This window comes from Burkholderia sp. Ac-20365 (assembly GCF_017104715.1).
GTDB lineage: Bacteria > Pseudomonadota > Gammaproteobacteria > Burkholderiales > Burkholderiaceae > Paraburkholderia.
Genome location: NZ_JAAGPI010000022.1, coordinates 67,473 through 93,528 on the forward strand (window position 1 = coordinate 67,473; position 26,056 = coordinate 93,528).

The window sequence follows — 26,056 nt, forward strand, 5'->3', positions numbered from 1 at the left end:
GAGGATCGGTTGCGCGCCCGGAGAAGGAGGGCGCGCGGATGGCAAACGGCTAACCTGCGCCGTATCAGCCGATCACGAAGAGCGGCTGGCCGTATTCGACTGCCTGGCCGTTCTCGACGAGGATTTCCTTGATGACGCCAGCCGCATCCGATTCGATCTCGTTCAGCAGCTTCATCGCTTCGATGATGCAGATCGTCTGGCCTTCCTTGACGGTATCGCCCACCTGCACGAACGGATCGGCGCCCGGCGACGGTGCGCGGTAGAACGTGCCGACCATCGGCGACGTCACGACGTGGCCTTGCGGTGCTGCTGCGGCGGGCGTAGCGGGCGCGGCGATGCCGGCTGCTTCACCTGCGTGAGCTGCGGGCGCCATGCCCGGCGCGGCGAATTGCGGCGCAAAGTTGCCAGGCTGCTGGACGTAAACGGGCGGTGCGTTTTTGACGATGCGCACCTTGCCTTCGCCCTCGGTCACTTCGAGTTCGGAGATGCCGGACTCGGAGACGAGGTCGATCAGAGTCTTCAGTTTACGTAGATCCATGGGCTTTCCCCTTCAATGCGTGAAGCGCCAGCGGGTTGCCGCTGGCGCCGAATTCGTGTTTTGGGTTGTCAGTTGCGCGGCGATCCGGCCGTCCCAGCGGCCAACCGGTCGAGCGCATATTCGAGTGCGTACAGATAGCCCTTCCAGCCGAGGCCGCAAATCACGCCCTCTGCCTGGTCGGAGAAATACGAGTGATGCCTGAACGGCTCTCGACGATGCACGTTCGAGAGATGAATCTCGACGAACGGGATGCCGACGCCCGCCAGGGCGTCCCGGATCGCCACGCTGGTGTGCGTGTACGCAGCCGGGTTGATCAGAATGAAATCGGTCTTCTCGGTTCGAGCGGACTGGATGCGATCGACGAGCGCGCCTTCGTGATTGCTCTGGAAGGTGGCCAGTTCAATGCCGGCGTCCGCTGCGCGGTCTGCCAGCGCCTGATCGATCTGCGGGAGCGTGACGCGGCCATAGACCTCAGGTTCCCGGGTACCGAGAAGGTTGAGGTTGGGGCCGTGCAGAACCAGCAGTCGCGTCATGGTCGGTTCGTTTTCCGTGGAATTGGCCGCACTTTAGCGCTGATTAGAGAAATTTGTCTAGTTTCTCGAGCGCCCGGCACCTCTCGCGACCTTGCCAGGATAGCAGCAACTTGCCGAACTTCTGACATCTTATTGTGAATATCGTCCAACCTGAGGCGAAAGTTTCTCAATTAAATGTCAAAAAGTTGTTGATATCAGAGCGCGTCGAGCGTGCGTTTCAGCTCGTCCGGCTTGATCTGACCTAATTTTGTCGACCGTACAACGCCTTTGGCGTCAATTACGACGGTGTAAGGCAAACCGCCCGCGTTGTTGCCGAATGCACGTGCCAGGTCGGCGCCGCCGAATCCGGCGACGTAGATCGGGTAGTTGACGGGCACTTTCTGGAGGAACGCCTTGATGTTCTTGTCGGAATCGACGCCGAGACCGACGAACTCGATGCCCTTCTTCGAGTATTCCTTGTGCAGCGCCGACAGCGACGGCATTTCCTCGACGCACGGTCCGCACCACGACGCCCAGAAGTTGATGACGACCGGGTGTCCCTTGAAGCCCGCGAGCGATTGCGGCGCGCCGTCGGCGTTGGTCACTTTCGCCGCCCACAGCTGATTGACGGCATTGTTGTCGGCCGGGGCCGCGTTCGCGACACCCGCGAGATCGTTGTTGCCGAGCAGCCAGTGGCCCGCGATGGCGCCACCTGCTGTCGCGACGACGGCCACCGCCGCGATTGCCAGAATCCGCTTCATATAGAGAGTCTGTCTGTTAAGAGTGTTCAGTTCGTGGAAGGCGCGGCGTCGCTTTCGTCGATCAGCGCCTGGACGGCGCGCACATCGGCCCGCGCGAGGCGGCCGCGTGCATCGGCGCGTACGGCGCCGCGCAGATCGTCGGTGCTATAGAGCGCGACGTGGATGCCCACGGGTTCGGCGTCCCGGCCTTCGTTCATCGGACGCCAGAGGAAGCTCAAGGTTTCGACGTAGCCGCGTCCCGCAAAGTGCCGGGTTTCGGAAACGTCATACTGTACGTTGGCGTTGAGCAGATAAATGGCGACTTCCTTCGGGTTATCGCAGAACGCCTGCAGATGAATATCGGAATGTTCACCGGCTGTGCCGCCCAGGACTGCACCAGTCAGATACGGATTGAACGGCGCGAGCCGTTGCATCCAGTCGAGCGCGACTTCGCGCAAGCGGCGCAGCACGGCCGGCTGGCTGTCGCCCTGGAACAATGACTGATACTCGCGGATTTCTTCCTCGATCTGGTCGTTATCCGGCAGCCATTCGCCAGCGACGCGCGTTTCCCCGACGACCTGCCGCGCAGCCTTGCGCTTGGCCGTCGAGTAGTCGAGACCGTCTTCAGCGATCATTCGCGCAGCCGCGATGGCGATTTCCTCGCGCACGCGCTGCGGATCGAAATGTGATTTGCGAACCATCCGTCAATCATACTAGAGAAAGTCTGACGGTCTTTTTACGCCGCCACACCCCTCCGAAGGCACTCGGCGGTGAACCGGAAAAGCACGTCCGATCAAGATCGGACGGGCCTGTCGGTTACAATAGTCGTCCTTTGCACGCGGGCTTTTCTGTCCCCGGCGCACGTCTTTCTCCACGCAAAACACGCCTTGCGGCGCGACAGCTTTATGCACATTCACATCCTCGGCATCTGCGGCACGTTCATGGGTGGTCTCGCGGTCCTCGCGCGCAACGCCGGTCACACGGTGACGGGCTGCGACGCCGGCGTCTATCCGCCAATGAGCACGCAGCTCGAGGCGCAAGGCATCAAGCTGATCGAGGGCTGGGGCGTCGAGCAGCTCGACCTGAAGCCGGATCTGTTCGTGGTCGGCAACGTCGTGACGCGCGGCAATCCGCTGATGGAAGAAATCCTCAATCGCGGCCTGCCGTACACGTCCGGTCCGCAGTGGCTTGGCGAACACGTGCTCCGCGACAAGTGGGTGCTGGCCGTGGCGGGCACGCATGGCAAGACCACGACGACCTCGATGCTCACCTGGCTGCTCGAAGACGCGGGCATGAACCCAGGCTTTCTGATCGGCGGCGTGCCGCTGAACTTCGGCGTGTCGGCGCGGCTGACCGATTCGAGCTTCTTCGTGATCGAAGCCGACGAGTACGACACGGCGTTTTTCGACAAGCGCTCGAAGTTCGTCCACTACCGGCCGCGCACGGCGATCCTGAACAATCTCGAATTCGATCACGCGGACATCTTCGCCGATCTCGCGGCGATCGAAACGCAATTTCATCACCTTGTGCGCACCGTGCCGGGCATCGGCCGCGTCATTTCGAACGGTCGCGAGGACGCGCTGGACCGCGTGCTGACGCGCGGCTGCTGGAGTGAAGTGGAGCGTTTCGGTGTGGAAGGCGGCTGGCAGGCGTTGCCCGCTGAAGACGGCGTCGCGGTCGACGAACGTTTTGCCGTGTACCACAACGGCGAGCGCGTCGGCGTAGTCGACTGGCAGGTGCAGGGCGATCACAACCGGATGAACGCCATCGCGGCGATCGCCGCCGCGCGTCATATCGGCGTGCCGCCCGCGCAGGCAGCGAAGTCGCTGGCGAGCTTCCGCAACGTGAAGCGCCGCATGGAAGTGCGCGGCAGCGTCGACGGCGTGACGGTGTACGACGATTTCGCGCATCACCCGACCGCGATCGAAACCACCGTCGCTGGCTTGCGCACACGCATTGGCCGCGACAATACGCGCATTCTCGCCGTGCTCGAACCGCGCTCGAACACGATGAAACTCGGCGTGATGAAGGCGCAATTGCCCGCCAGTCTCGCCGACGCCGACCTCGTATTCGGCTACGGCGCGTCGTCGGGCAAGGACGCGCTCGGCTGGGATCTTGCCGAAGCGCTCGCGCCGATGGGCGACAAGGCGCAGGCGTTCAACAACATCGACGCGCTCGTCAAAGCCGTCGTCGCGGCCGCGCAGCCGGGCGACCAGGTGCTCGTGATGAGCAACGGCGGCTTTGGCGGCGTGCACCAGAAACTGCTCGACGCGCTGTCGGCGCGTCCGGCGGCGCAGGCGCGGGGCGTCGCGTGATTCTCTATCTGCACGGCTTTCGCTCGTCGCCGAATTCGTTCAAGGCGCGCGTGATGGCCGAGCGTCTCGCGGCGCTTGGCCGGGGCGACGAATGGTGCTGTCCGATGCTGCCCGTGTCGCCGCTCGAAACGGTGGCGCTCGTCGAAGAACGGGTCGCCGCTCAAAAACCGGCTGATGTGACGGTGATCGGCAGTTCGCTTGGCGGCTATTTCGCCACGCATCTGGCCGAGAAGCATGGCTGGCGCGCCGTGTTGCTGAATCCCGCCGTCGTGCCGCAGCGCGACCTGAGCCACTATCTCGGCGAACAGCCGTTGTGGCATGGCGGCGGCAGCATCGTCGTCGAACCGCATCATCTTGATGAGTTGCGTGCGCTAGCCGTTGCGCATATCACGCATCCTGAACGCTATTATCTGTTTGCTGCCACCGGCGACGAAGTGCTCGATTACCGCGAAATGCTCGCGCACTATCCCGGCGTGCGGACGAAGCTGATCGAAGGCAGCGACCACGCGATCAGCGAATTTCCCGACTATGTCGACGACGTGCTCGCATTTTGCGACGCCGCCGACGCCGAGCCGCCCGCCCCGCGCGAGGCGGCATGATCCGATGTCCGCCCACGCCGCGCGCATGGGGGAACACCACACAGAACACGACGCCGACGCGCGCAGCAGCATGCAGCACCGCGCGCCGGCCGACGCAAGCCAGAACGAGAGTATTGAGTGAACGTTTTCTTCGAGGAATCGGGTAGTTTCAAGGCGGGCAGCGTGCTGTCGCGTCAGGGCGATGCGTTCCAGGTCGAGTTGCCGGGCGGACGCCGCGCGAAGGTGCGCGCGAAAGACGTGCTGATCGAGTTCGAGAAGCCGACAGCGGCTGAACTGATGGAACAGGCCGACACCGTCGCGCAGGACATCGACCTGGACTTCCTGTGGGAATGCGCGCCGGAAGACGAGTTTCCGTTCGCGACGCTCGGCGCGGAGTATTTCGGCGATGCGTTCGGCGCCGTCGAGCGCGCCGCGCTGGTTCTGCGCATGCATGGCTCGCCCATCTATTTCCGCCGCAAGGGGCGCGGCCAGTATCAGCGCGCGCCGGAAGAGCAGCTGAAAATGGCGCTCGCGTCGCTCGAGCGCAAGCGCCAACAGGCGCTCGTGCAGCAAGGTTACGAAGAGGAACTGAAGGCGGGCCGTCTGCCCGAAGGTTTCCAGAGCAAGGCGCTCGGCCTGCTGACGAAGCCGGACAAGAATTCGATCGAATACAAGGCGCTCGAAGCGGCCGCAGCGGCGCGCGGTATTTCGATGGCGCGTCTGATGCTCGAGTGCGGCGGCATTTCGTCTCCGCGCGCGCTGCATGAAGCGCGCTTCCTGTCGGAATTCTTCCCGCACGGCACGGGCTTCCCGGCCGTGACGATCGGCGAGTTGCCCGAAGATCTGCCGCAAGCCGAAATCGAAGCGTTTTCGATCGACGATGTAACGACGACGGAAATCGACGATGCGTTCTCCGTCGAGCATCTGTCCGATGGCCGTGTGCGGATCGGCATTCACATTGCGGCTCCGGCGCTGGGCATCGAACGCGGCGATGCCGTCGATGCCATCGCGCGCGGCCGTCTGTCGACCGTCTATATGCCGGGCGACAAGATCACGATGCTGCCGGACGGCGTGGTCGACCGGTTCACGCTGGCCGAAGGCGGTCTGCGCCCGGCTCTGTCGCTGTACAGCATCGTGAATCGCGAGACGCAGGAAATCGTCGCGAGTGAAACGCGCGCCGAACTCGTCTACGTGAAGAACAATCTGCGCCACAACACGCTCGACGAAGTCGTCAACGAAGAAGCGCTGGCCAACGGCACGGGCGACTATCCGCACAAGGAAGACATCGCCGTGCTGTGGCCGTTCGCGCAGGCGCTGTTCGAAAAGCGCCAGGTTGCGCGCGCCGGTTATGGCCTCAAGCGCGAAGTGCAGCGCAATACCGACTTCAACTTCTACGTCGAAGGCGAGCACATCTCGATCACGCCGCGCCGCCGCGGTTCGCCGCTCGATACGATCGTCGCCGAACTCGCGATTCTCGCGAACTCGACGTGGGGCGCGTTCCTGCACGATCATGGCGTGCCGGGCATCTACCGCTCGCAGCGCGCGTTCGGCGCGCCGACGGGCCCGAAGCGCACCCGCATGCAGACGACGGCCGCGCCGCACGAAGGCCTGGGCGTCGCGCAGTATGCGTGGAGCACGTCGCCGCTGCGCCGTTATGTCGACCTCGTCAACCAGTGGCAGTTGATCGCGTGCGTGCAACATGGCGTGACCGCCAAGCTCGCCGCGCCGTTCAAGCCGAAGGACGCGGACCTGTTCGCCGTCGTGCAGGGTTTCGACGACACCTACACCGCGTACGCCGATCACCAGCGCCGCATGGAGTATTTCTGGTGTCTGCGCTGGCTCACGCAGGAAAACAAGAAGCAGGTGGTCGCGGCCGTCGTGAAGGGCGATCTCGTGCGGCTCGAAGACGTGCCGTTGCTGCTGCACGTGCCGGGTCTCGGCGTGCATGCGCGCGGCACGCGACTGATGCTCGAAGTGATGTCGGTCGATGAACTGACGGTCGAGGCTTCCGTGCGTCTGCTACACGTGGTCGACGCGCCGACGGTCACGAGCGGCACGGAAGAAGAGGAAGAGGCCGAAGAAGAAATCATCGACGCCACCGACGAATCCGCCGAAAGCGAAGCCGAAGCACAGGCAGAAGCCGACACGGCTCCGGCCGAAGGCGAACAGCCCGCCGACACCGACGCGCCAGCTTCCGCCGACCAGAACGAGCCCAAGCAACACGCGACGGAGCAAGGCCAATGAGCGCGAATTCGACAACGCAGGCGACCCAGCGCGACCGTTACGCGGTGATCGGCAACCCGATCGCGCACAGCAAGTCGCCGCTGATCCACGCGCGTTTTGCCGAGCAGACGGGCGAACCCGTCGAATATGGCCGCTTGCTCGCGCCTGTCGACCAGTTCGTGTCGAACGTGCGCGCTTTCATCGACGAAGGCGGGCGTGGGATGAACGTCACCGTGCCGTTCAAGCTCGATGCGCACGCGTTCGCGACCACGTTGTCGCCGCGCGCGGCGGCGGCGGGCGCGGTGAATACGCTGCGCTTCGAAAAGGACGGCGGTGTCTACGGCGATAACACGGATGGCTTCGGTCTCGTGCGCGACATCGAAGTGAATCTGGGCGTGTCGCTCAAAGGCGCGCGCGTGCTGCTGCTCGGCGCGGGCGGCGCGGCACGCGGCGTCGTGCTGCCGATGCTCGAACGCAAGCCGCAGTCCGTCACTATCGTGAACCGCACGGCGTCGAAGGCCGAGATGCTCGTCGATCAGTTCGCGAGCGCGGCCCGTGATGCCGCGTGCCGTCTCACAGGCGGCAGCGCGCAGGCGATCGAAGCAGGCGCTTACGACGTGATCGTCAACGCGACCGCGAGCAGTCTCGATGCATCGCTGCCCGAATGCGATGACGGTGCGTTCGGCGCCGGCACGCTCGCGTACGACATGATGTACGGCGCGCAGCCGACCGTTTTCATGCAGCACGCGACGAAGCTCGGCGCGCGCGCAGCCGACGGCCTCGGCATGCTGGTCGAGCAGGCGGCGGAGTCGTTCTTCGTGTGGCGCGGCGTGCGTCCCGACGGCGCACCCGTGCTCGCCGCCTTGCGCGAGATGCTGAACGCGCCGCAAAGCGCTTAAGACGCCGCGCGTTCGCTGGTTGGTCCCCACGACATCATGGTCACGACAATGACGAAGACGACGCGCGCGAAGGGGCAGCGGGCTGCGAGTCCGGCGCGCTGGGCGATGTACGTCGCCACGGTCTTCGTCGTCGCGTGGATCGCGACGCAGCTTTTCTATGTCGCGCAGATCGCCGTGTGGAACTACGTGAATCCACAATCGACGGCGTTCATGCGCTCCGATGCCTGGCGTCTCTCACAAGAACGTCCGGATCTTTCGATCCAGCATACGTGGGTGCCCTACGATCAGATCTCGCGCAATCTGAAGCGCGCGATCATCGCGTCGGAAGATGCGAACTTCGCGACGAACAACGGCTACGACACCGACGCGATTCTCAAGGCTTGGGAGAAGAACAAGGCGCGCGGCAGAATCGTCGCAGGCGGTTCCACGATCACGCAGCAACTCGCGCGCAATCTGTTTTTGTCGCGTGAGAAGAGCTATATCCGCAAGGGCCAGGAACTGATCATCACGTGGATGCTCGAGACGCTGATGGATAAAGAGCGCATCTTCGAGATCTATCTGAATTCCGTCGAATGGGGCAATGGCGTGTACGGCGCGGAAGCGGCGGCGCGTTATTACTTCAAGACGTCGGCGGCGAAACTGACGGCGGGACAATCGGCGCGGCTCGCGGTGATGCTGCCGCGGCCGAAATACTTCGACGAGCATCGCGGTTCGGCCTACCTGACGCAGCGCGCGCGGGTGATCGCCCGCAGAATGGGCGCGGCGGAATTGCCCGATTAGGCGAATAACCCAACGCAACAGCAACACGGCGGCTTCCCGACAGGGAGCCGCCGTTTTTCGTTGGCGCGTGGTCGCCCGCAACTCAAAAACGCATAATTCCCAAAATATGGACGCGACGCTCATATGTTGGTGAATCTCAAAAAAGCGCCCTACAATCCGGTTCAACAAGGCCGAAACCGGCCAGACACACCGCCTCATCGCCAGCGAAACAAGCGCGGCGCATGAGGCGGGACGAAAATCGGAGACACCACGCCATGCCTTCCAGCACCTTGCTGCATCGTCCGCACGCGAAGCTCGTGACGTCCGCAGCCACGCACCCGCAGCATCGATCCGCACCCGACGCGAACCGTCACGCCGGCATTTCGCAGTAATTCACCTCTTGTCCGTTGCCAGTCGCCATGAACAAAGCGATGACCTCTCACGTCGAGTCCGAAGCGCCTGAGGCGCATGAAGTCGAAGCCCCGCGCAAGCCCGCCGCGCGGCCCGCGAACGGCGCTGTCCTGCCGACGCCGCCCACCGACTCGATCGGCCTGCCGAGCACGCTGCTCGACATCACGCCGCAGCAAGCCGGCACGCAGACGCTGTTGCGCGGCCTCGCGATTCTCGAAGCCGCCGCCGCAGGCGTGCGCGACCTGCGCACCTTCGGCGCCGCGCTCGGCACGACGCGCAGCACCACGCATCGGCTGGTGAGCAGCCTCGTGCAGGCGCGCTATCTGCGCCAGGTGCAGGGCGGCTATCTGCTCGGCCCGAAGCTGATCGAACTCGGCACGATCGCGCTCGAACAGATGCCGCTGACGACCGTCGCGCGCCCGCATCTGGCCGCGCTCGCGGAACTCACGCACGACACGATTCACCTCGGCGTGCGCGACGGCGACGACGTGCTGTACATCGACAAGATTCCCGGTACGCGCGGCCTCGAAATGCGTTCGCGCGTCGGTCACCGGATGCCGCTCGCGTCGACGGGTATCGGCAAGGCGATGATGCTCGACCTCGGTCCGGACCAGTGGCAGTCGCTGTTCGACGCGTCGCGCCGCGCGCTCGCGGGCGTCAGCTTCAAGCCTGACAACCGGCCCGACCAGCAGACCTTCATGCAGCGCATGACGAACTATTCGGCGGGCGGCTTCACCTTCGACCTCGAAGAGAACGAAGCGTCGATCCGCTGCGTGGCGGCGCCCGTGCGCGATGCGTCGGGCGCGATCGTCGCGGCGCTGTCGGTGGCAAGCACCATTCCCTACATGTCGCTCGAGCGCATGGACGAGCTGATTCCTGTCGTGCAGCGCGAAGCGCGCGCGATTTCGGAAGAACTGGGCTGGCGTGTTCCGCAACCGACTACCCGCAGGATCAAACGATGACTCAGACGGGCTCGAACCTGTCCATGGAACAAGCGCAGACGGCGGGCCTTCCCGCACTGATCGCGCTCGACTGGGGCACGACCTCGCTGCGCGCGTATCTGTTCGATGCGAACGGCGCCGTGCTGGAAACGCGTGCGTCGACGGCGGGCATCATGAATCTGCCGCGCCCGGCGGCCGAAGGCGGTTTCGACGCTGCGTTCGACGCTGTCGTCGGCGCGTGGCTCGACAGCACGCCTGATCTGCCTGTGATCGCTGCAGGCATGGTCGGCAGCGCGCAAGGCTGGAAAGAGGCGCCTTACGTAAATGCGCCCGCGAGCGCCGATGCGCTCGTCGCCGGCATCGTACGCGTGCAGACGGCGCGCGGCGTGGCGCTGAACATCGTGCCCGGCGTGCTGCAGAACGGCGAACTGCCGAACGTGATGCGCGGCGAGGAAACGCAGATTTTTGGCGCGCTCGCTTGCGCGGAACCGTCGGCGGCGGGCAAGGGCTTGCTGATCGGCTTGCCCGGCACGCACGCGAAGTGGGTGATGGTGCGCGACGCGCAGATCGAACGCTTCGACACGTTCATGACGGGCGAAGTATTCGCCGCACTCTCCGAGCACACGATTCTCGGCCGCACGATGGTCACGCCCGACCGGCCCGACACCGAGGCCTTCCTGCGCGGCGTGCGAGTCGCGCGCGACAAGGGCCGTGCGGGCGTACTCGCGACGATTTTCAGCACGCGCACGCTGGGCCTCACCGGCCAGCTGGCGCGTGAGCAGCAACCCGATTATCTGTCCGGCCTTTTGATCGGCCACGAACTGAGCGGCCTCGAAGCGGCGCTCGCGCAACAGCAATCGACGCTCGCGGGCGGCTCGCTGCAACTGATCGGCAACGAGGCGCTGTGCGAACGCTATCAACTCGCGCTCGCGCAGTTCGGCTGCCATCAGGCGGAACTCGTGAAGCAGGCCACCGAGCGCGGCTTGTGGCGCATCGCGGCGCAAGCGGGTCTCGTCAGCGAGGCGTCGGACGCCGCGCGCGCGACCTGACCCGGCGCGCTACGAACCAAAGGAACTGTCATGAAGCTCGATCTGAATCTGCCCGCACCGTACCAGCCGCACGCCGGCCTGATGGCCGCCTTCGAAGCATGTCCGCTGGTCGCGATCATGCGCGGCATCACGCCCGCCGATGCCGCCGATCATGGCCGCGCGCTCTACGAAGCAGGTTTTCGCATCATCGAAGTGCCGCTCAATTCGCCGAACCCGTTCGACAGCATCGCGGCGATCCGCCAGGCGCTGCCCGCCGACGCGATCATCGGCGCGGGTACGGTGCTGCGCGGCGAGCTCGTGCACGACGTGAAAGCAGCGGGCGGCGAACTGATCGTGATGCCGCACAGCGATCCCGAAGTCGTGACGACGGCGAAATCGCTCGCGATGGCGTGCGCGCCGGGTGTCGCGACGCCGACGGAAGCCTTCATCGCGCTGAAGAACGGCGCCGACGTGCTGAAGATGTTCCCGGCCGAGCAACTCGGCTGCCAGGTCGTGAAGGCGTGGCGCGCGGTGGTTCACAAGGACGTGCCGCTCCTCCCCGTCGGCGGGATTGCGCCGGACAACATGGGACCGTTCCTCAGCGCAGGCGCGAATGGCTTCGGACTCGGCTCGGCGCTGTACAAACCCGGCCAGCCGGCGACAACGACGGCAGCGCATGCGAAGGCGTTCATCAACGGCTTGCGCATCGCACGCGCGGGCGTGAAGAAATGAATCGGCTGCAAGGCAAGGTCGCGCTCGTGACGGGTGCGGGACGCGGCATCGGCGCAGCGATCGCGACGGCGTTTGCCCGCGAAGGCGCGGCTGTCGTGCTCGCGGAACTCGACCTCGAAACCGCGCAATCGACTGCCGCCGACATCGCTGCGCAAACGGGCGGCAAGACGCTCGCCGTGCAAACCGATGTCACGCAATCGGCCTCCGTGCAGCGTGCGGTGAGCGAAGGCGAAAAGGCATTCGGCGCGATCGACGTGCTGGTGAACAACGCCGGCATCAATGTGTTCTGCGATCCGCTCACGATGACCGACGACGACTGGCGCCGCTGCTTCGCCGTCGACCTCGACGGCGTATGGAACGGTTGCCGCGCGGTGTTGCCGGGCATGGTCGAGCGCGGCGCGGGCAGCATCGTGAACATCGCGTCGACGCACTCGTTCAAGATCATTCCGGGCTGCTTTCCGTACCCGGTTGCGAAGCACGGTGTGATTGGCCTCACGCGTGCGCTCGGCATCGAATACGCGCCGCGCAACGTGCGCGTGAATGCGATTGCGCCGGGCTACATCGAAACGCAACTGACGCGCGACTGGTGGGACGGCCAGAACGATCCCGCCGCCGCAAAACAGGCAACGCTCGACTTGCAGCCGATGGGCCGCATCGGCAAGCCGGAAGAAGTCGCGATGACAGCCGTCTTCCTCGCATCGGATGAAGCGCCTTTCATCAACGCGAGTTGCATCACCGTCGATGGCGGGCGCTCGGCGCTCTATCACGACTGAGCAGTACAAAGAACAAAGCAGAACAAAGCAGTAGCGAAGGAACAGAAAAAGCAGCAAAGCCGCCTTGTGAAACGAGGTGGCGACGTGAACCGCCTGACGCGCTGGCCGCGTGCGTCGGTGGCGGTACAAGAAGACGCGGCCGATAACCTTCTCGTTACTCATTAGTCAGGAGACACGCATCATGAAACGCAGAATTTTCCTCACGCTGGCAGCAGCGGCGACGGCGGTGCTGTTCAACGCACCCGTTGCGCAAGCCGCCGACCCGGTCAAGATCGGCTTCCTCGTGAAGCAGCCGGAAGAGCCGTGGTTCCAGGACGAGTGGAAGTTCGCCGAAGCGGCCGCAAAGGAAAAGGGCTTCACGCTCGTGAAGATCGGCGCGCCGTCGGGTGAGAAGGTCATGAGCGCAATCGACAACCTCGCTGCGCAAAAGGCGCAAGGCTTCGTGATCTGCACGCCGGACGTCAAGCTCGGACCGGGCATCGTCGCGAAGGCGAAGGCTGACGGCCTGAAGATGATGACGGTGGACGACCGTCTGGTCGACGGCGCAGGCAAGCCGATCGAGTCGGTGCCGCATATGGGCATCTCGGCTTACAACATCGGCAAGCAGGTCGGTGAAGGCATCGCGGCTGAAATCAAGAAGCGTGGCTGGGACATGAAGGACGTCGGCGCCATCGACGTGACCTACGAACAGCTGCCGACCGCGCATGACCGCACGGCAGGCGCCACCGACGCGCTGATCGCAGCGGGCTTCCCGAAGGCGAACATCATCGCCGCGCCGCAATCGAAGACCGACACGGAAAACGCGTTCAACGCGGCGAACATCGCGCTGACGAAGAACCCGAACTTCAAGCACTGGGTCGCTTACGGCCTGAACGACGAAGCCGTGCTCGGCGCGGTGCGCGCAGCGGAAGGCCGCGGCTTCAAGGCGGACAACATGATCGGCATCGGTATCGGCGGTTCGGACTCGGCACTGAACGAGTTCAAGAAGCCGAACCCGACTGGCTTCTTCGGCACCGTGATCATCAGCCCGAAGCGCCACGGCGAAGAGACGTCGGAACTGATGTACTCGTGGATCACGCAAGGCAAGGAACCGCCGAAGCTCACGCTGACGACGGGCATGCTGGCCACGCGCGACAACGTCGGCGAAGTGCGTGAAAAGATGGGCCTCGCGTCGAAGTAAGCGAAGCGCATGCGCGTGAGTGCTGCTGAGCGGCATTCATGTGCCGCGCGTCCCGTCGGCGAATGACGGGACGCGCGAGCAGGAACGGATCAGAAGCAGAGGGACAAGCCATCGCGGCTGCCTTTGGAAGCGCGACGGTTCAATCGAAGTAACAGGAGGCAAAGTGTCAGCGACGCTGCGTTTTGACAATATCGGCAAGGTGTTTCCAGGCGTGCGTGCGCTCGACGGCATCTCTTTCGACGTGCACGCGGGCCAGGTGCATGGCCTGATGGGCGAAAACGGCGCAGGGAAATCGACCCTGCTGAAGATTCTTGGCGGTGAATATCAGCCGGATTCCGGCCGCGTGATGATCGACGGCAATGAAGTGCGCTTCGCGAATGCGGGCGCGTCGATCGGCGCGGGGATCGCGGTGATTCACCAGGAACTGCAGTACGTGCCGGACCTGACGGTGTCCGAAAACCTGCTGCTCGGCCGCCTGCCGAATACGGTCGGCTTCGTGAAGAAGGGCGACGCGAAGCGCTATGTGCGCGAGCAGCTGCAGGCGATGGGCGTGGATCTCGATCCGAACGCGAAGCTGCGCAAGCTCTCCATCGCGCAACGCCAGATGGTCGAAATCTGCAAGGCGCTGATGCGCAACGCTCGCGTGATCGCGCTCGACGAACCGACCAGTTCGCTGTCGCACCGCGAGACGGAAGTGCTGTTCAAGCTGGTGCGCAACCTGCGCGCCGACAACCGCGCGCTGATCTACATCTCGCACCGGATGGACGAGATCTATCAGCTGTGCGACGCGTGCACGATTTTCCGCGACGGCCGCAAGGTCGCGTCGCATCCAACGCTGGAAGGCGTGAGCCGCGACACGATCGTGAGCGAAATGGTCGGCCGCGAGATTTCGGACATTTACGGTTATCGCGCGCGCGAACTGGGCGAAGTGCGCTTCTCGGTGAAGAACATCGAAGGCAAACCGTTGACGGAGCCCGCGAGCTTCGACGTGCGGCGCGGTGAGATCGTCGGCTTCTTTGGTCTCGTTGGCGCAGGCCGCAGCGAACTGATGCACCTGATCTACGGCGACGATCCGAAGAAGGGCGGCGAACTCGTGCTCGACGGCAAGCCGATCAAGGTGAAGAGCGCGGGCGAAGCGATCCGTCAGGGCATCGTGCTGTGTCCGGAAGACCGCAAGGAAGAAGGCATCGTCGCGATTGCTTCCGTGGCGGAGAACATCAATATCAGCTGCCGCCGTCATTATCTGAAGGCGGGGCTCTTTCTCGATCGCAAGAAGGAAGCCGAGACGGCTGACCGCTTCATCAAGCTGCTGAAGATCAAGACGCCGAGCCGCCGCCAGAAGATCCGTTTTCTGTCGGGCGGTAACCAGCAGAAGGCGATTCTGTCGCGCTGGCTGGCCGAGCCGGATCTGCGTGTGGTGATTCTCGACGAACCGACGCGCGGTATCGACGTCGGCGCGAAGCACGAGATCTACAACGTGATTTACGAGCTGGCCGAGCGCGGCTGCGCAATCGTGATGATTTCGTCGGAACTGCCGGAAGTGCTGGGCGTGTCCGACCGGATCATCGTGATGCGTCAGGGGCGTATTTCCGGCGAACTGCCGCGCAGTGCCGCGACCGAGCAATCGGTGCTGAGCCTCGCGCTGCCGAAGAGTTCGACGACGGCGCAGGCGGCGTGACTGCCTCGCGCCCGATGAAACGAAAGCTGCAAGACATCTGTAACTGACAGGATCTACAACAGACCTGTAACCCGTGGGGAACGGGAGGAGTGAACCAAATGCAAGCCAGAGAAAACCTCGCGCAACAGGCCGCCAAGAGCGCCGCTGATGCGCTGATTCCGCAAGCCAACGACAAGCAGAAGTGGTGGCAGCAGATCACGGAGTACAGCCTGATCGTGATCTTCGTCGTGATGTTCGTCACGATGTCGCTGACCGTCGATCACTTCTTCTCGATCGAAAATATGCTGGGCCTCGCGCTGTCGATCTCGCAGATCGGCATGGTCGCGTGCACGATGATGTTCTGTCTCGCGTCGCGCGACTTCGATCTGTCGATCGGTTCGACGGTCGCGTTCGCCGGCGTGCTCTGCGCGATGGTGCTGAACGCGACGGGCAATACGTTCATCGCGATCATCGCGGCGGTGGTCGCGGGTTCGGTGATCGGCTTCGTGAACGGTGCGGTGATCGCGTATCTGCGCATCAACGCGCTGATCACGACGCTCGCAACGATGGAAATCGTGCGCGGCCTCGGCTTCATCGTGTCGCACGGTCAGGCTGTGGGCGTGTCGTCGGATACGTTCATCGCGCTCGGCAGCCTGTCGATGTTCGGCGTGTCGCTGCCGATCTGGGTGACGCTGGTCTGCTTCATCGTGTTCGGCGTGATGCTGAACTCGACGGTGTACGGGCGTAACACGCTGGCAATCGGCGGCAATCCGGAAGCGTCGCGTCTGGCGGGTATCAATGTGGAACGCACGCGCGTCTACATCTTCCTGATCCAGGGCGCGGTGACGGCGCTGGCAGGTGTGATTCTCGCGTCGCGTATCACGTCGGGTCAGCCGAACGCCGCGGAAGGCTTCGAGCTGAACGTGATTTCGGCGTGCGTGCTGGGCGGCGTATCGCTGCTCGGCGGACGCGCAACGATTTCGGGCGTGGTGATCGGCGTGCTGATCATGGGCACGGTCGAAAACGTGATGAACCTGATGAACATTGACGCGTTCTATCAGTACCTCGTGCGCGGCGCGATCCTGCTCGCTGCGGTGCTGCTGGACCAGTTGAAGAACCGCGGCTCGCGTGACTGAGCGTGACTGATTTTTCGTCGCGCTTTACATCAGCAATCAAGTCAGAAGAAGGAAACCGAACGATGTCGTCTCCCGCCAGCGCGAACGCGCGTGAACAACAGGGCGTCTACGCGCGCTATCCGAGCCTCGTGGATCGCACGGTGCTGATCACGGGCGGCGCGACGGGCATCGGCGCATCGTTCGTCGAGCATTTCGTCGCGCAGGGCGCGCGCGTCGCGTTCTTCGATATCGATGAAACGGCGGGCGACGCGCTCGCCGATCAACTCGGCGATTCGTGCCACAAACCGCTGTTCCTGCGCGTCGATCTGACCGATATCGACGCGCTGAAGAAGGCCATCGCCGACGTTCGCTCGGCGCTCGGCCCGATCGAAGCGCTGGTGAACAACGCGGCCAACGACAAGCGTCACAAGATCGAAGACGTGACGCCCGAATCGTTCGACGCAGGCATCGCCGTCAATATCCGCCATCAGTTCTTCGCGGCGCAAGCCGTCGCAGAAGACATGAAGGCGGCCAGGCGCGGCTCGATCATCAATCTCGGCTCGATCAGCTGGATGCTGAAGAACGGCGGCTACCCGGTGTACACGCTGGCAAAAGCATCGGTGCAAGGGCTCACGAAAGGTCTCGCGCGCGATCTCGGCCCGTTCAACATTCGCGTCAATTCGCTGCTGCCGGGCTGGGTGATGACGGAAAAGCAGAAGCGCCTGTGGCTCGACGACGCCGGACGGCTCGCGATCAAACAGGGTCAGTGCATCGACGGCGAACTGCTGCCGGAAGATCTCGCGCGCATGGCGCTGTTCCTCGCCGCCGACGACAGCCGCATGATCACCGCGCAGGAAGTCATCGTCGACGGAGGGTGGGCATGAGCGACACGATCACCAACGTCCAGGCCGCGCTGCTCGTCGATTCGAAGTGCACGCTGGGCGAAGGCGCAACGTGGGACGCGCGCAGCGGTCTCTTCTACTGGACGGATATTGAAGGCGCGCGGCTGTGGCGTTACGATCCGCGCGATGGCCGCAGCACGTTCTGGCGCATGCCCGAACGGCTGTCGACCTTCGCGTTGTGCGCCGATCCGCATTACATGTTGCTGGGCCTCGCGTCGCGGCTGGCGTTCTTCGACCTTGCGACGGGCGAGATCGAACCCATCGTCGATGTCGAACCTGGGATGAACACGCGCGTCAACGACGGCCGCTGCGATCGTCAGGGACGTTTCGTGTTCGGTACGAAGGATGAAGCGTCGCCGGTGAAGCCGGTCGGCGGGTTTTATCGACTGAATCAGGATCTGACACTCGAACGTTTGTCGTTGCCATCGCCGGCAATTTCGAACAGTATCGCGTTCAGCCCCGACGGCACGACGATGTACTTCTGCGATTCGCCGACGCTGGAAATCCGCGCGTGCGATTACCTCGCAGACGGCAGCGTCGCGAACGAGCGCCTGTTCGTGAAGCTGACCGACAAGACGGGCGAGCCGGATGGTTCGACCGTCGATAGCGAAGGCGGGCTGTGGAATGCGCAGTGGGGCGGGCGGCGCGTGGTGCGCTACGACGCGAGCGGCGTCGAGACGGAGCGCGTCGACGTGCCGACCGTGCAGCCAAGCTGCGTCGCGCTGGGCGGCGCGCAGCTCGGCACGCTGTATGTGACGAGCGCGCGCGTCGGGCTCGATGCACAGGCGCTGGCGGGCGATACGCGCGCCGGCGGTGTGTACGTCGCGACGCAGGGCCGGCGCGGTCTGCCGGAACCCGTGTTCAAGGGATCGCCTGTGACGAAACGCAACACCTGACGCCATTGGGCGAAAGATTTCCGTAGTATCCGCAGCAGGGCAGTTCACGCCCCGAAAGCAATGAAGTTGGGGCAACAGTACATGCAGCAAAGAATCAGGAAGCGGCCGCTACGACGTGTCGCCCGCACAAGCAGCCATCTGTTCTCCGATGCGCCGATAACGCTGTCCGATGCCTCTCGTGGGAGTTTGATATGACTGTCGCGAATTCCGCTGTCCCGTCTTCTCCACAATCCCGCGCGCGGCGCGCCCGGCTCGCGGCCACCGTGCAGCCGGTGCTCGCCGGGCCGAGCACATCCGCAGTGGCCGTCGGCGCGGGCAGTGCCGCCGATGTCGCCTGCGTGACGCTCGCCAATTCGCTGCTGCGTCTCGATGTGGCGCCCGCGCTGGGCGGCGGCATCACGCGCTTCGACTTCCGCAACGAAGGCACGCTCGTGCCCGTGTTCCGGCGCTGCCGTCACGTCGACGGCAACACCGATGCAAACGATCTCGCCTGTTACTCGCTGCTGCCGTATTCGAACCGGATCGGCGGCGGGCAATTCATGCTGGGCGAGCGCGCTATCGACGTGCCGCTCAACCGCGCGGGCGAATCGCTGCCCATTCACGGCGACGGCTGGCTCGCGAAGTGGGACATCGCCGCCGCCGATGCCGAAAGCGTCACGCTCACGCTCGATCGCCGAGACGGCAAGCCGTACGCGTATCGTGCGACGCAGACTTACGCGCTCGACGGCTCGACGCTCGTCATCACGCTCGAAGTCGAAAATACGGGGCGCGAAGCGATGCCGTTCGGCGTCGGCGTGCATCCGTTTCTGGTGCGCGATGCCGACACGCAGTTGTCGGCGGCGGCTGCGGGCTTGTGGCTGTCGGGCGAAGACTGGCTGCCGGTGCGCCATGTGCCCGTGCCGCCCGCGTGGCAGTTCGGCGTCGCGTATCCGTTGCCGCGTACGGTCGTCAATCACGCGTTCACCGGCTGGAGCGGGCACGCGACGGTCGTGTGGCCGAAGCGCCGCCTGTCGCTGACGATGTCGTCGAACACTGAGTACTACATTCTCTACACGCCGGCGTCGAAGGACTTCTTCTGCTTCGAACCCGTCGATCATCCGATCAACGCGATGAACCTGCCGGGCGGCGCGGCCGAAAACGGCATGACGATGCTCGGGCGCGGCGAGCGGCTCGTGCGTTCGTTCAGCTTCGCGGTCGAGCGCACGGGGCTGCGGGCGGCGGCGGGCGGGCGTGCGGCGAAGCGCGGGCAGTAAGCGAGCTTAAGCAGGGCTGGCGCAGGAACCCGGCCCGGAAGCAGCCCAGAATCAGCCCGCAAGCGGCGTCGCGAGTAAAATACGCGGCTCATCAGTTACCCGCATTCGCGCGCCGCGAGATTTCCTATGTCCACATTCATCCAGACGCTCGACCACGCATGGCACACGACGAATTCGCTGCTGTGCGTCGGCCTCGATCCTGAGCCGTCGAAGTTTCCCGGCGCGTACGCCAACCGTTCGGACGCCATCTTCGATTTCTGCAAGAAGATCGTCGACGCGACCGCGCCTTACGCTTCGTCGTTCAAGCCGCAGATCGCCTACTTCGCCGCGCATCGCGCCGAAGACCAGCTCGAGCAGCTGATCGCGCACATTCATCTGAAGCATCCGGGTCTGCCCGTGATTCTCGACGCGAAGCGCGGCGATATCGGCAGCACGGCCGAGCAGTACGCGCGCGAAGCGTTCGAGCGTTATCGCGCCGATGCCGTCACGGTGAATCCGTACATGGGTTTCGATTCGATCGAGCCGTATCTGAATCACGAAGGCAAGGGCGTAATCGTGCTGTGCCGTACGTCGAATCCGGGCGGCTCGGATCTGCAGTTCCTGGAGACAGGCGGACGTCCGCTGTATCAGGTGGTCGCGCAGCTCGCGGCGGAAAAGTGGAACGCGAAGGGCCAGCTGGGGCTGGTAGTCGGCGCGACGTTCCCGAAGGAAATCGAAGTGGTGCGCGGCATCGTCGGCGATATGCCGCTGCTGATTCCGGGCATCGGCGCGCAAGGCGGCGATGTCGAGGCGACCGTCAACGCGGGCCGCACGGCAGCAGGTACGGGCATGTTGATCAACTCGTCGCGCGCGATCCTGTATGCGGGAAAGGGCGACGATTGGGTCGAGGCCGCCGCGCAGGCCGCGAAGGATACGCGCGATCGCATCAACGCGTTTCTCTAAGACGCAGCTTGAATGTAGTGAAGGCCGGCCTTGCTCAAGCGCCGGCCGGACCGAGTTTCGCGACCAGATCCTGGTGCCGCGGATACTCGCGCAACAGCGCATCGACATCCGCAATCTCGAACTCGCTGAACTCGAATCCCGGCGCGACCGTGCAGCCGACGAGCGCAACGCTCGTCGCATCGTCGCATTGCGCGGCGAACCAGCGGCCGGACGACACCACTGCCTGAAACACGCAATCTGAATGCTCTAGCGCGTTGCCGAGGCGGTGAACGCTCAGCGAGCCGTCGTCTTCGAGCACGTAGACGTTGAGCGGATCGCCCGCGTAGAAATGCCAGACTTCGTCGGACCTGATGCGATGCCACGCCGAATGCGCGCCGTCGCACAGCAGGTAATAGATTGCCGTCGAAGCGGAACGGGAGTCGGCGGAACCTTCGCGATGCACGGCATCCGCTGAACGGTACGTCTCGCGAAAGAATCCGCCTTCGGGATGCGGCTGGAGATCGAAGCGGCGAATCAGTTCATCGCGGTCGATATGACGGGCCATGATTGCCTGCTCGCTCAGCGTTCGCGTTCGTCGAGCAAGGTCAGCAGCCCGCGCAACGCATGCGTCGCCGCCTGCACGCGCACACGCTCACGGTCGCCCTTGAACACGAGCGTTTCGACGACGGTATGCAGCCGGTTGCTCCAGCCGAAGCACACCATGCCGACCGGCTTCGTCTCGGTGCCGCCGCCAGGACCCGCGACGCCCGTAATCGACAGCGCGACCTGCGCGCGCGAATTGCGCAACGCGCCTTCCACCATTGCCCGCGCGACCGGTTCGGACACGGCGCCGTGTTTCTCGATGAGATCGGGCGGCACGCCGATCATTTCGCTCTTCGCCTGATTCGAGTACGTGACGAAGCCGCGCTCGAACCAGCCGCTGCTGCCGGAAATATCGGTGATGGCCGTCGCGACCATGCCGCCCGTGCAGGATTCAGCCGTGGCAAGCATCAGCCGCTCGTCGCGCAGACGGTTGCCGGCGCGGATGGCGAGTTGGTGAACGACGGAATCGGTAGCCATGCTTGACTCGGGTTAAGAGAAACGCGGGAAAAATCAGACCGACATCCGCCACAGCGCAATCACGAGCAACGTGAAGAACGCCGCGACGAGATCGTCGAACATGATGCCAAAACCACCTTTCAGTCTGCGGTCGAAATAGCGGATGGGCGGCGGTTTCACCATGTCGAAGAAGCGGAAGACGATGAATGCCCACAATTGCCCGGTGAAGGTGGCGGGCGTGACCATCAGCAGCACGAGCCAGAACGCGACGATTTCGTCCCACACCACGGGCGACGGATCGTCGATGCCGAGCCGGTTCGCCGTAAAGCTGCAAATCCCGATGCCGCCGATGAAACCGGCGATGATCAGAATGCCCCATTCGATGACGGTCAGTTGCGCGCTGAACGCAGCGAACGATGCCCACGCGAACAGCGTTCCCATCGTGCCGGGCGCGATCGGCGACAGGCCGCTGCCGAATCCCAGCGACAGGATATGCAACGGATGTGAAAGCATGAAGCGCGCGGTCGCACGGCGCGGCTGCGGCGCGCGCGGCTTGCCCTGCGGCGCACCGCTCGAGGCGCCTTCGGATACGCCTTCGCGTGTTCCGCTGGGCGTCTCGCCCGATGAGCCGGGTTGTCCGCCTGTTGGCGCGTCGGAGAAGTTTCCGGCCGGGCCAAGCGAGGATTCATTCTGCATGGAAATGATCGAAGCCTTGCAACGTCAGTGTGAGTGGAGCGCCTGACGCGTCGCGCCACGCGATCGCGGGCGCGGCGCCGGCCGCGTCGAGCGGAGTTATTGTACCGACGCGCGTCACGGGCACATGCGCCTGTTGACCCGCTGCAACGACGGCGTCGCGCGCAGACGACGGCGCGGTGAAGCACAGCTCGTAGTCGTCGCCGCCCGCGATGGTGCAGCGGCGCTGGAGATCGGTGGAAAGACGGCGCAGTGCGTCCGAGCGCGGGAGTGCGTCGGCGTCGACGGTGGCATTCACCTGCGAGCGTTCGAGGATGTGCATCAGGTCGCCCGCGAGGCCGTCGGAGATGTCGAGCGCGGCGCGCGCGATCCCGCGCAACGCAAGACCGAGCGCGACGCGCGGCTCCGGCCACTCCATGGCGCGACGGAATGTCGCAGCGTCGCTGGCGTCGGCCGACCACTCGCCGCGTTGCACGCCGAGACTCGCGCGCGCATCGCCTAGCGTGCCCGACACCCAGATATCGTCGCCGGGCTGCGCGGCGTCGCGGCGCAGCGCAAGCTGCGGCGGCACCGCGCCGAAGACGGTGAGGCACAGATTCAGCGGCCCGCCCGTCGTATCGCCGCCGATCAGCTCACAGCCATGGCGCTCAGCGAGTTCGAACAGACCGTCGCTGAACGCGGAAAGCCAGTCGGCATCGGCTTTCGGCAAGGAGAACGCGAGCGTGAACGCCTGTGGCTTCGCGCCCATCGCCGCGAGGTCCGACAGGTTTACCGCGAGCGCCTTGTGGCCGAGCGCCTTCGGATCGACATCGGGAAAGAAGTGGCGGCCTTCGACCAGCATGTCCGTCGAAATGGCCAGCATCTCGCCGACGGGCGGCGCGAGCAACGCGCAATCGTCACCGATCCCAAGCGGGGCGCGCTGCGGATAAGTCGAACCGGACGCGCGGCGCGCGAAGAATCGGTCGATCAGCGAAAACTCTGAAAGCATAGACAGGGCGTATGAGTGCGAATGACAGCGAAAGCGGGTGAACGGATGCGCTCAAGAAACGCGATTGGAAGCTAACACGACGCTAAAGGCGCGCATTGTAGTCGCGGCGTGGCTGCCGACCAAGCCAGGCGCTTTCCTTTCACGCTGTTTCGGTCGCGGCACTTGCACCCGGATTGCAGGGTTCGACTTTTGGGATTGGCGCTACAATGCCGTCGAACACCTATTCTAATCCGCACTTCCAAGTTCGCTTATGTCGACTCCCGTCAATACCAAACTCCGTGAAGCCGCTCTCGATTACCACGAATTCCCGACCCCCGGGAAGATCGCGATCGCGCCCACCAAGCAGATGATCAACCAGCGCGATCTCGCGCTGGCGTACTCGCCGGGCGTCGCGTTCGCGTGCGAGGCGATCGTCGAGAATCCGCTGAACGCCGCGCGCTTCACGGCGCGCAGCAACCTGGTCGGTGTCGTGTCGAACGGCACGGCAGTGCTTGGCCTCGGCAACATCGGGCCGCTCGCGTCGAAGCCGGTCATGGAAGGCAAGGCTGTCCTGTTCAAGAAGTTCGCCGGTATCGACGTGTTCGACATCGAGCTGAACGAATCGGACCCGCACAAGCTGGTCGAGGTGATCGCGGCGCTCGAGCCGACCTTCGGCGGCATCAATCTGGAAGACATCAAGGCGCCGGACTGCTTCATCGTCGAACGCGAATGCCGCAAGCGCATGAAGATTCCCGTCTTCCACGATGACCAGCACGGCACGGCAATCGTCGTCGCGGCGGCTGTCACGAACGGCCTGAAGGTGGTCGGCAAGAGCATCAAGGAAGTGAAGCTAGTGGCTTCCGGCGCGGGCGCGGCATCGCTGGCGTGTCTGAGCCTGCTCGTCGATCTGGGCATGCCGATCGAGAATATCTACGTGACGGACCTCGCAGGCGTGGTCTACAAGGGCCGCACGGAGCTGATGGACCCGGACAAGGAGCGCTTCGCACGCGAAACGGACGCACGCACGCTGGCCGAAGTGATGGGCGGCGCGGACGTGTTCCTCGGCCTGTCGGCCGGTGGCGTGCTCAAGCAGGACATGGTCAAGCAGATGGCCGACAAGCCGCTGATTCTCGCGCTGGCCAACCCGACGCCGGAAATCCTGCCGGAACTCGCACTGGAAGTGCGCCCGGACGCCGTGATCGCAACGGGCCGTACCGACTATCCGAACCAGGTCAACAACGTTCTGTGCTTCCCGTTCATCTTCCGCGGCGCACTTGACGTCGGCGCGACGGTGATTACGAAGGAAATGGAAATTGCCGCGGTCAACGCGATCGCGGAACTGGCGCGTCAGGAGCAATCTGACATCGTCGCGACGGCGTATGGCATTCAGGATCTGTCGTTCGGACCGGAATACCTGATTCCGAAGCCTTTCGATCCGCGCCTGATCGTCCAGATCGCGCCCGCTGTCGCACAGGCTGCGATGGACGCCGGCGTTGCCACGCGTCCGATCGAGGACATGGAAGCGTACAAGCAGCATCTGCAGCAATTTGTCTATCACAGCGGCACGACGATGAAGCCGATCTTCCAGCTGGCGCGTGGCGTCGAGCCGGAGAAGAAGCGCATCGTGTTCGCGGAAGCCGAAGAAGAGCGCGTGCTGCGCGCGGTGCAGATCGTCGTCGACGAGAAGCTCGCGAAGCCGATCCTGATCGGCCGTCCGGCTGTGATCGAGCAACGCATCGCCAAGTTCGGCCTGCGTCTGGTGAACGGCCAGGACTACACGATCGTCAACACGGATCACGACGAACGCTACCGCGACTTCTGGCAGACGTATCACAAGATGATGGCGCGCAAGGGCTTCACCGAGCAGATGGCGAAGCTGGAAATGCGCCGCCGCACGACGCTGATCGGGTCGATGCTGGTGAAGAAGGGTCACGCCGACGGCATGATCTGCGGCACGGTCAGCACGACGCACCGCCACCTGCACTTCATCGATCAGGTGATCGGCAAGAAGGAAGGCGCGAAGGTCTACGCAGCGATGAACGCGCTAGTGCTGCCGAACCGCCAGATTTTCCTCGTCGATACGCACGTGAACGTCGATCCGACGGCGGAAGAACTGGCCGAGATCACGGTCATGGCAGCGGAAGAAGTGCGTCGTTTCGGCATCGAGCCGAAGATTGCGCTGCTGTCGCACTCGAACTTCGGTACGAGCAATGCGCCTTCTGCACAGAAAATGCGCGATGTGCTGGCTATCTTGCAGGAACGTGCGCCGCATCTGCAGGTGGACGGCGAAATGCACGGCGACCTGGCGCTCGACGCGAACCTGCGCAAGGAAGTCCTCGCGGATTCGACGCTGGAAGGCGACGCGAACCTGCTGGTGCTGCCGAACATCGATGCCGCCAACATCTCGTACAACCTGCTGAAGACGGCAGCCGGCAACAACATCGCGATCGGGCCGATCCTGCTCGGCGCGGCGCAGCCGGTGCACGTGCTGACGCCGTCGGCGACGGTTCGCCGGATCGTCAACATGACGGCGTTGCTCGTCGCCGACGTGAACGCGACGCGCTAAGTCACATACAGCGCTGAAGTCGTAACGGCGCGGGCTGTTGGTTTTTAGCCCGCGCTGGCAAAAAAGCAGGCAAAAAAAGAGGCGTGCCCGCAATGGGCACGCCTTCGAGCAATGGCTGGGGATTAGCCATCCCGCAAAAAAGGCAGACGCGTGACAGGAATCCATTCGTGGACTGTCGGGACGACGAGGCATGAAAGTCGTCCAACATCGTGCCCTGCGATAACTTTATCTCGTGCGAGATAAAATCGCTGTCAAGATTTGTCAATTCGGGCTTCGACGCCTGTCAGATTTCGCTTGGCCGACCATTCGTCCGACCAATGAACATTGATTCCAAAAGACATTAGCGATACCCTTACGACTTTCATGGTCGTCAAACTCGTTAGTTAACAGCGGGAATC

Annotated in this window: 25 protein-coding genes; 17 read left to right on the plus strand and 8 right to left on the minus strand. The window is 64.0% G+C overall.

Features of this window, described 5'->3' with window-relative positions; all coding sequences use genetic code 11:
- Positions 1 to 64: 64 nt before the first annotated feature.
- The 4 genes from accB to G3O01_RS28950 all read right to left on the minus strand — a co-directional run bounded on the left by accB (position 65) and on the right by G3O01_RS28950 (position 2,491).
- Positions 65 to 538, minus strand: coding sequence for an acetyl-CoA carboxylase biotin carboxyl carrier protein (gene accB / locus G3O01_RS28935; protein ID WP_205810021.1), 474 nt, complete (start codon positions 536 to 538; stop codon positions 65 to 67).
- A 68-nt stretch (positions 539 to 606) separates the two neighbouring features.
- Entirely contained in the window at positions 607 to 1,071 is a 465-nt protein-coding gene (gene aroQ / locus G3O01_RS28940; protein WP_205810022.1) for a type II 3-dehydroquinate dehydratase, read from the minus strand.
- A 194-nt stretch (positions 1,072 to 1,265) separates the two neighbouring features.
- Positions 1,266 to 1,811, minus strand: a complete 546-nt coding sequence (locus G3O01_RS28945) for a TlpA disulfide reductase family protein (RefSeq protein WP_205810023.1) — start codon at positions 1,809 to 1,811, stop codon at positions 1,266 to 1,268.
- A 26-nt stretch (positions 1,812 to 1,837) separates the two neighbouring features.
- Positions 1,838 to 2,491 (minus strand): UDP-N-acetylmuramate--alanine ligase, encoded by a 654-nt coding sequence (locus G3O01_RS28950; protein ID WP_205810024.1) that lies wholly within the window; start codon positions 2,489 to 2,491, stop codon positions 1,838 to 1,840.
- 204 nt (positions 2,492 to 2,695) lie between these two features.
- Here G3O01_RS28950 and mpl point away from each other — a divergent pair, with 204 nt between their 5' ends.
- From mpl to pyrF, 16 genes are all read left to right on the plus strand, one after another.
- Positions 2,696 to 4,105 (plus strand): UDP-N-acetylmuramate:L-alanyl-gamma-D-glutamyl-meso-diaminopimelate ligase, encoded by a 1,410-nt coding sequence (mpl, locus tag G3O01_RS28955; protein ID WP_205810025.1) that lies wholly within the window; start codon positions 2,696 to 2,698, stop codon positions 4,103 to 4,105.
- Complete coding sequence (locus tag G3O01_RS28960; RefSeq protein WP_205810026.1) at positions 4,102 to 4,704, plus strand: YqiA/YcfP family alpha/beta fold hydrolase; 603 nt, start codon at positions 4,102 to 4,104, stop codon at positions 4,702 to 4,704. Before mpl ends, G3O01_RS28960 begins: the two co-directional genes overlap by 4 nt.
- A 117-nt stretch (positions 4,705 to 4,821) precedes the next feature.
- Entirely contained in the window at positions 4,822 to 6,927 is a 2,106-nt protein-coding gene (locus tag G3O01_RS28965; RefSeq protein ID WP_205810027.1) for an RNB domain-containing ribonuclease, read from the plus strand.
- Positions 6,924 to 7,805, plus strand: a complete 882-nt coding sequence (aroE, locus tag G3O01_RS28970) for a shikimate dehydrogenase (protein ID WP_205810028.1) — start codon at positions 6,924 to 6,926, stop codon at positions 7,803 to 7,805. Before G3O01_RS28965 ends, aroE begins: the two co-directional genes overlap by 4 nt.
- Before the next feature lie 48 nt (positions 7,806 to 7,853).
- Complete coding sequence (gene mtgA / locus G3O01_RS28975) at positions 7,854 to 8,585, plus strand: monofunctional biosynthetic peptidoglycan transglycosylase (RefSeq protein ID WP_205810029.1); 732 nt, start codon at positions 7,854 to 7,856, stop codon at positions 8,583 to 8,585.
- Between the two features lie 398 nt (positions 8,586 to 8,983).
- A complete protein-coding gene (locus tag G3O01_RS28980; RefSeq protein WP_205810030.1) occupies positions 8,984 to 9,937 on the plus strand; it encodes an IclR family transcriptional regulator in 954 nt (317 codons plus the stop codon).
- Positions 9,934 to 10,965, plus strand: coding sequence for a 2-dehydro-3-deoxygalactonokinase (locus tag G3O01_RS28985; RefSeq protein ID WP_205810031.1), 1,032 nt, complete (start codon positions 9,934 to 9,936; stop codon positions 10,963 to 10,965). Before G3O01_RS28980 ends, G3O01_RS28985 begins: the two co-directional genes overlap by 4 nt.
- A gap of 30 nt (positions 10,966 to 10,995) precedes the next feature.
- On the plus strand, positions 10,996 to 11,676 hold the full coding sequence (locus G3O01_RS28990) for a 2-dehydro-3-deoxy-6-phosphogalactonate aldolase (RefSeq protein ID WP_205810032.1): 681 nt from the start codon (positions 10,996 to 10,998) through the stop codon (positions 11,674 to 11,676).
- Entirely contained in the window at positions 11,673 to 12,449 is a 777-nt protein-coding gene (locus G3O01_RS28995) for an SDR family oxidoreductase (protein WP_205810033.1), read from the plus strand. Before G3O01_RS28990 ends, G3O01_RS28995 begins: the two co-directional genes overlap by 4 nt.
- Before the next feature lie 181 nt (positions 12,450 to 12,630).
- Entirely contained in the window at positions 12,631 to 13,629 is a 999-nt protein-coding gene (locus G3O01_RS29000) for an arabinose ABC transporter substrate-binding protein (RefSeq protein WP_205810034.1), read from the plus strand.
- A gap of 163 nt (positions 13,630 to 13,792) precedes the next feature.
- Positions 13,793 to 15,307, plus strand: a complete 1,515-nt coding sequence (gene araG / locus G3O01_RS29005) for an L-arabinose ABC transporter ATP-binding protein AraG (protein ID WP_205810035.1) — start codon at positions 13,793 to 13,795, stop codon at positions 15,305 to 15,307.
- A gap of 98 nt (positions 15,308 to 15,405) precedes the next feature.
- Positions 15,406 to 16,422, plus strand: coding sequence for an L-arabinose ABC transporter permease AraH (gene araH / locus G3O01_RS29010; protein ID WP_205810036.1), 1,017 nt, complete (start codon positions 15,406 to 15,408; stop codon positions 16,420 to 16,422).
- A gap of 62 nt (positions 16,423 to 16,484) precedes the next feature.
- On the plus strand, positions 16,485 to 17,285 hold the full coding sequence (locus tag G3O01_RS29015; protein ID WP_205810037.1) for an SDR family oxidoreductase: 801 nt from the start codon (positions 16,485 to 16,487) through the stop codon (positions 17,283 to 17,285).
- Complete coding sequence (locus G3O01_RS29020) at positions 17,282 to 18,199, plus strand: SMP-30/gluconolactonase/LRE family protein (protein WP_205810038.1); 918 nt, start codon at positions 17,282 to 17,284, stop codon at positions 18,197 to 18,199. Before G3O01_RS29015 ends, G3O01_RS29020 begins: the two co-directional genes overlap by 4 nt.
- Before the next feature lie 191 nt (positions 18,200 to 18,390).
- Positions 18,391 to 19,452 (plus strand): aldose 1-epimerase, encoded by a 1,062-nt coding sequence (locus G3O01_RS29025; RefSeq protein ID WP_205810039.1) that lies wholly within the window; start codon positions 18,391 to 18,393, stop codon positions 19,450 to 19,452.
- Positions 19,453 to 19,578: 126 nt separating this feature from the next.
- Positions 19,579 to 20,394 (plus strand): orotidine-5'-phosphate decarboxylase, encoded by an 816-nt coding sequence (pyrF, locus tag G3O01_RS29030; RefSeq protein ID WP_205810040.1) that lies wholly within the window; start codon positions 19,579 to 19,581, stop codon positions 20,392 to 20,394.
- 34 nt (positions 20,395 to 20,428) lie between these two features.
- Here pyrF and G3O01_RS29035 read toward each other — a convergent pair whose 3' ends face one another.
- The 4 genes from G3O01_RS29035 to thiL are packed head-to-tail and all read right to left on the minus strand — an operon-like array spanning position 20,429 to position 23,113.
- Positions 20,429 to 20,938, minus strand: coding sequence for a cupin domain-containing protein (locus G3O01_RS29035; RefSeq protein ID WP_205810041.1), 510 nt, complete (start codon positions 20,936 to 20,938; stop codon positions 20,429 to 20,431).
- Positions 20,939 to 20,952: 14 nt separating this feature from the next.
- Positions 20,953 to 21,453, minus strand: coding sequence for a CinA family protein (locus tag G3O01_RS29040; protein ID WP_007743603.1), 501 nt, complete (start codon positions 21,451 to 21,453; stop codon positions 20,953 to 20,955).
- Between the two features lie 33 nt (positions 21,454 to 21,486).
- Positions 21,487 to 22,128 carry a phosphatidylglycerophosphatase A gene (locus G3O01_RS29045; protein WP_241024344.1) on the minus strand — a complete coding sequence of 214 codons (642 nt, stop codon included), beginning with the start codon at positions 22,126 to 22,128 and terminating at the stop codon, positions 21,487 to 21,489.
- Positions 22,118 to 23,113 (minus strand): thiamine-phosphate kinase, encoded by a 996-nt coding sequence (thiL, locus tag G3O01_RS29050; RefSeq protein WP_205810042.1) that lies wholly within the window; start codon positions 23,111 to 23,113, stop codon positions 22,118 to 22,120. The genes G3O01_RS29045 and thiL overlap by 11 nt, the downstream gene beginning before the upstream one ends.
- A gap of 250 nt (positions 23,114 to 23,363) precedes the next feature.
- Here thiL and G3O01_RS29055 point away from each other — a divergent pair, with 250 nt between their 5' ends.
- Complete coding sequence (locus tag G3O01_RS29055) at positions 23,364 to 25,658, plus strand: NADP-dependent malic enzyme (RefSeq protein WP_205810043.1); 2,295 nt, start codon at positions 23,364 to 23,366, stop codon at positions 25,656 to 25,658.
- Positions 25,659 to 26,056 lie beyond the last annotated feature (398 nt).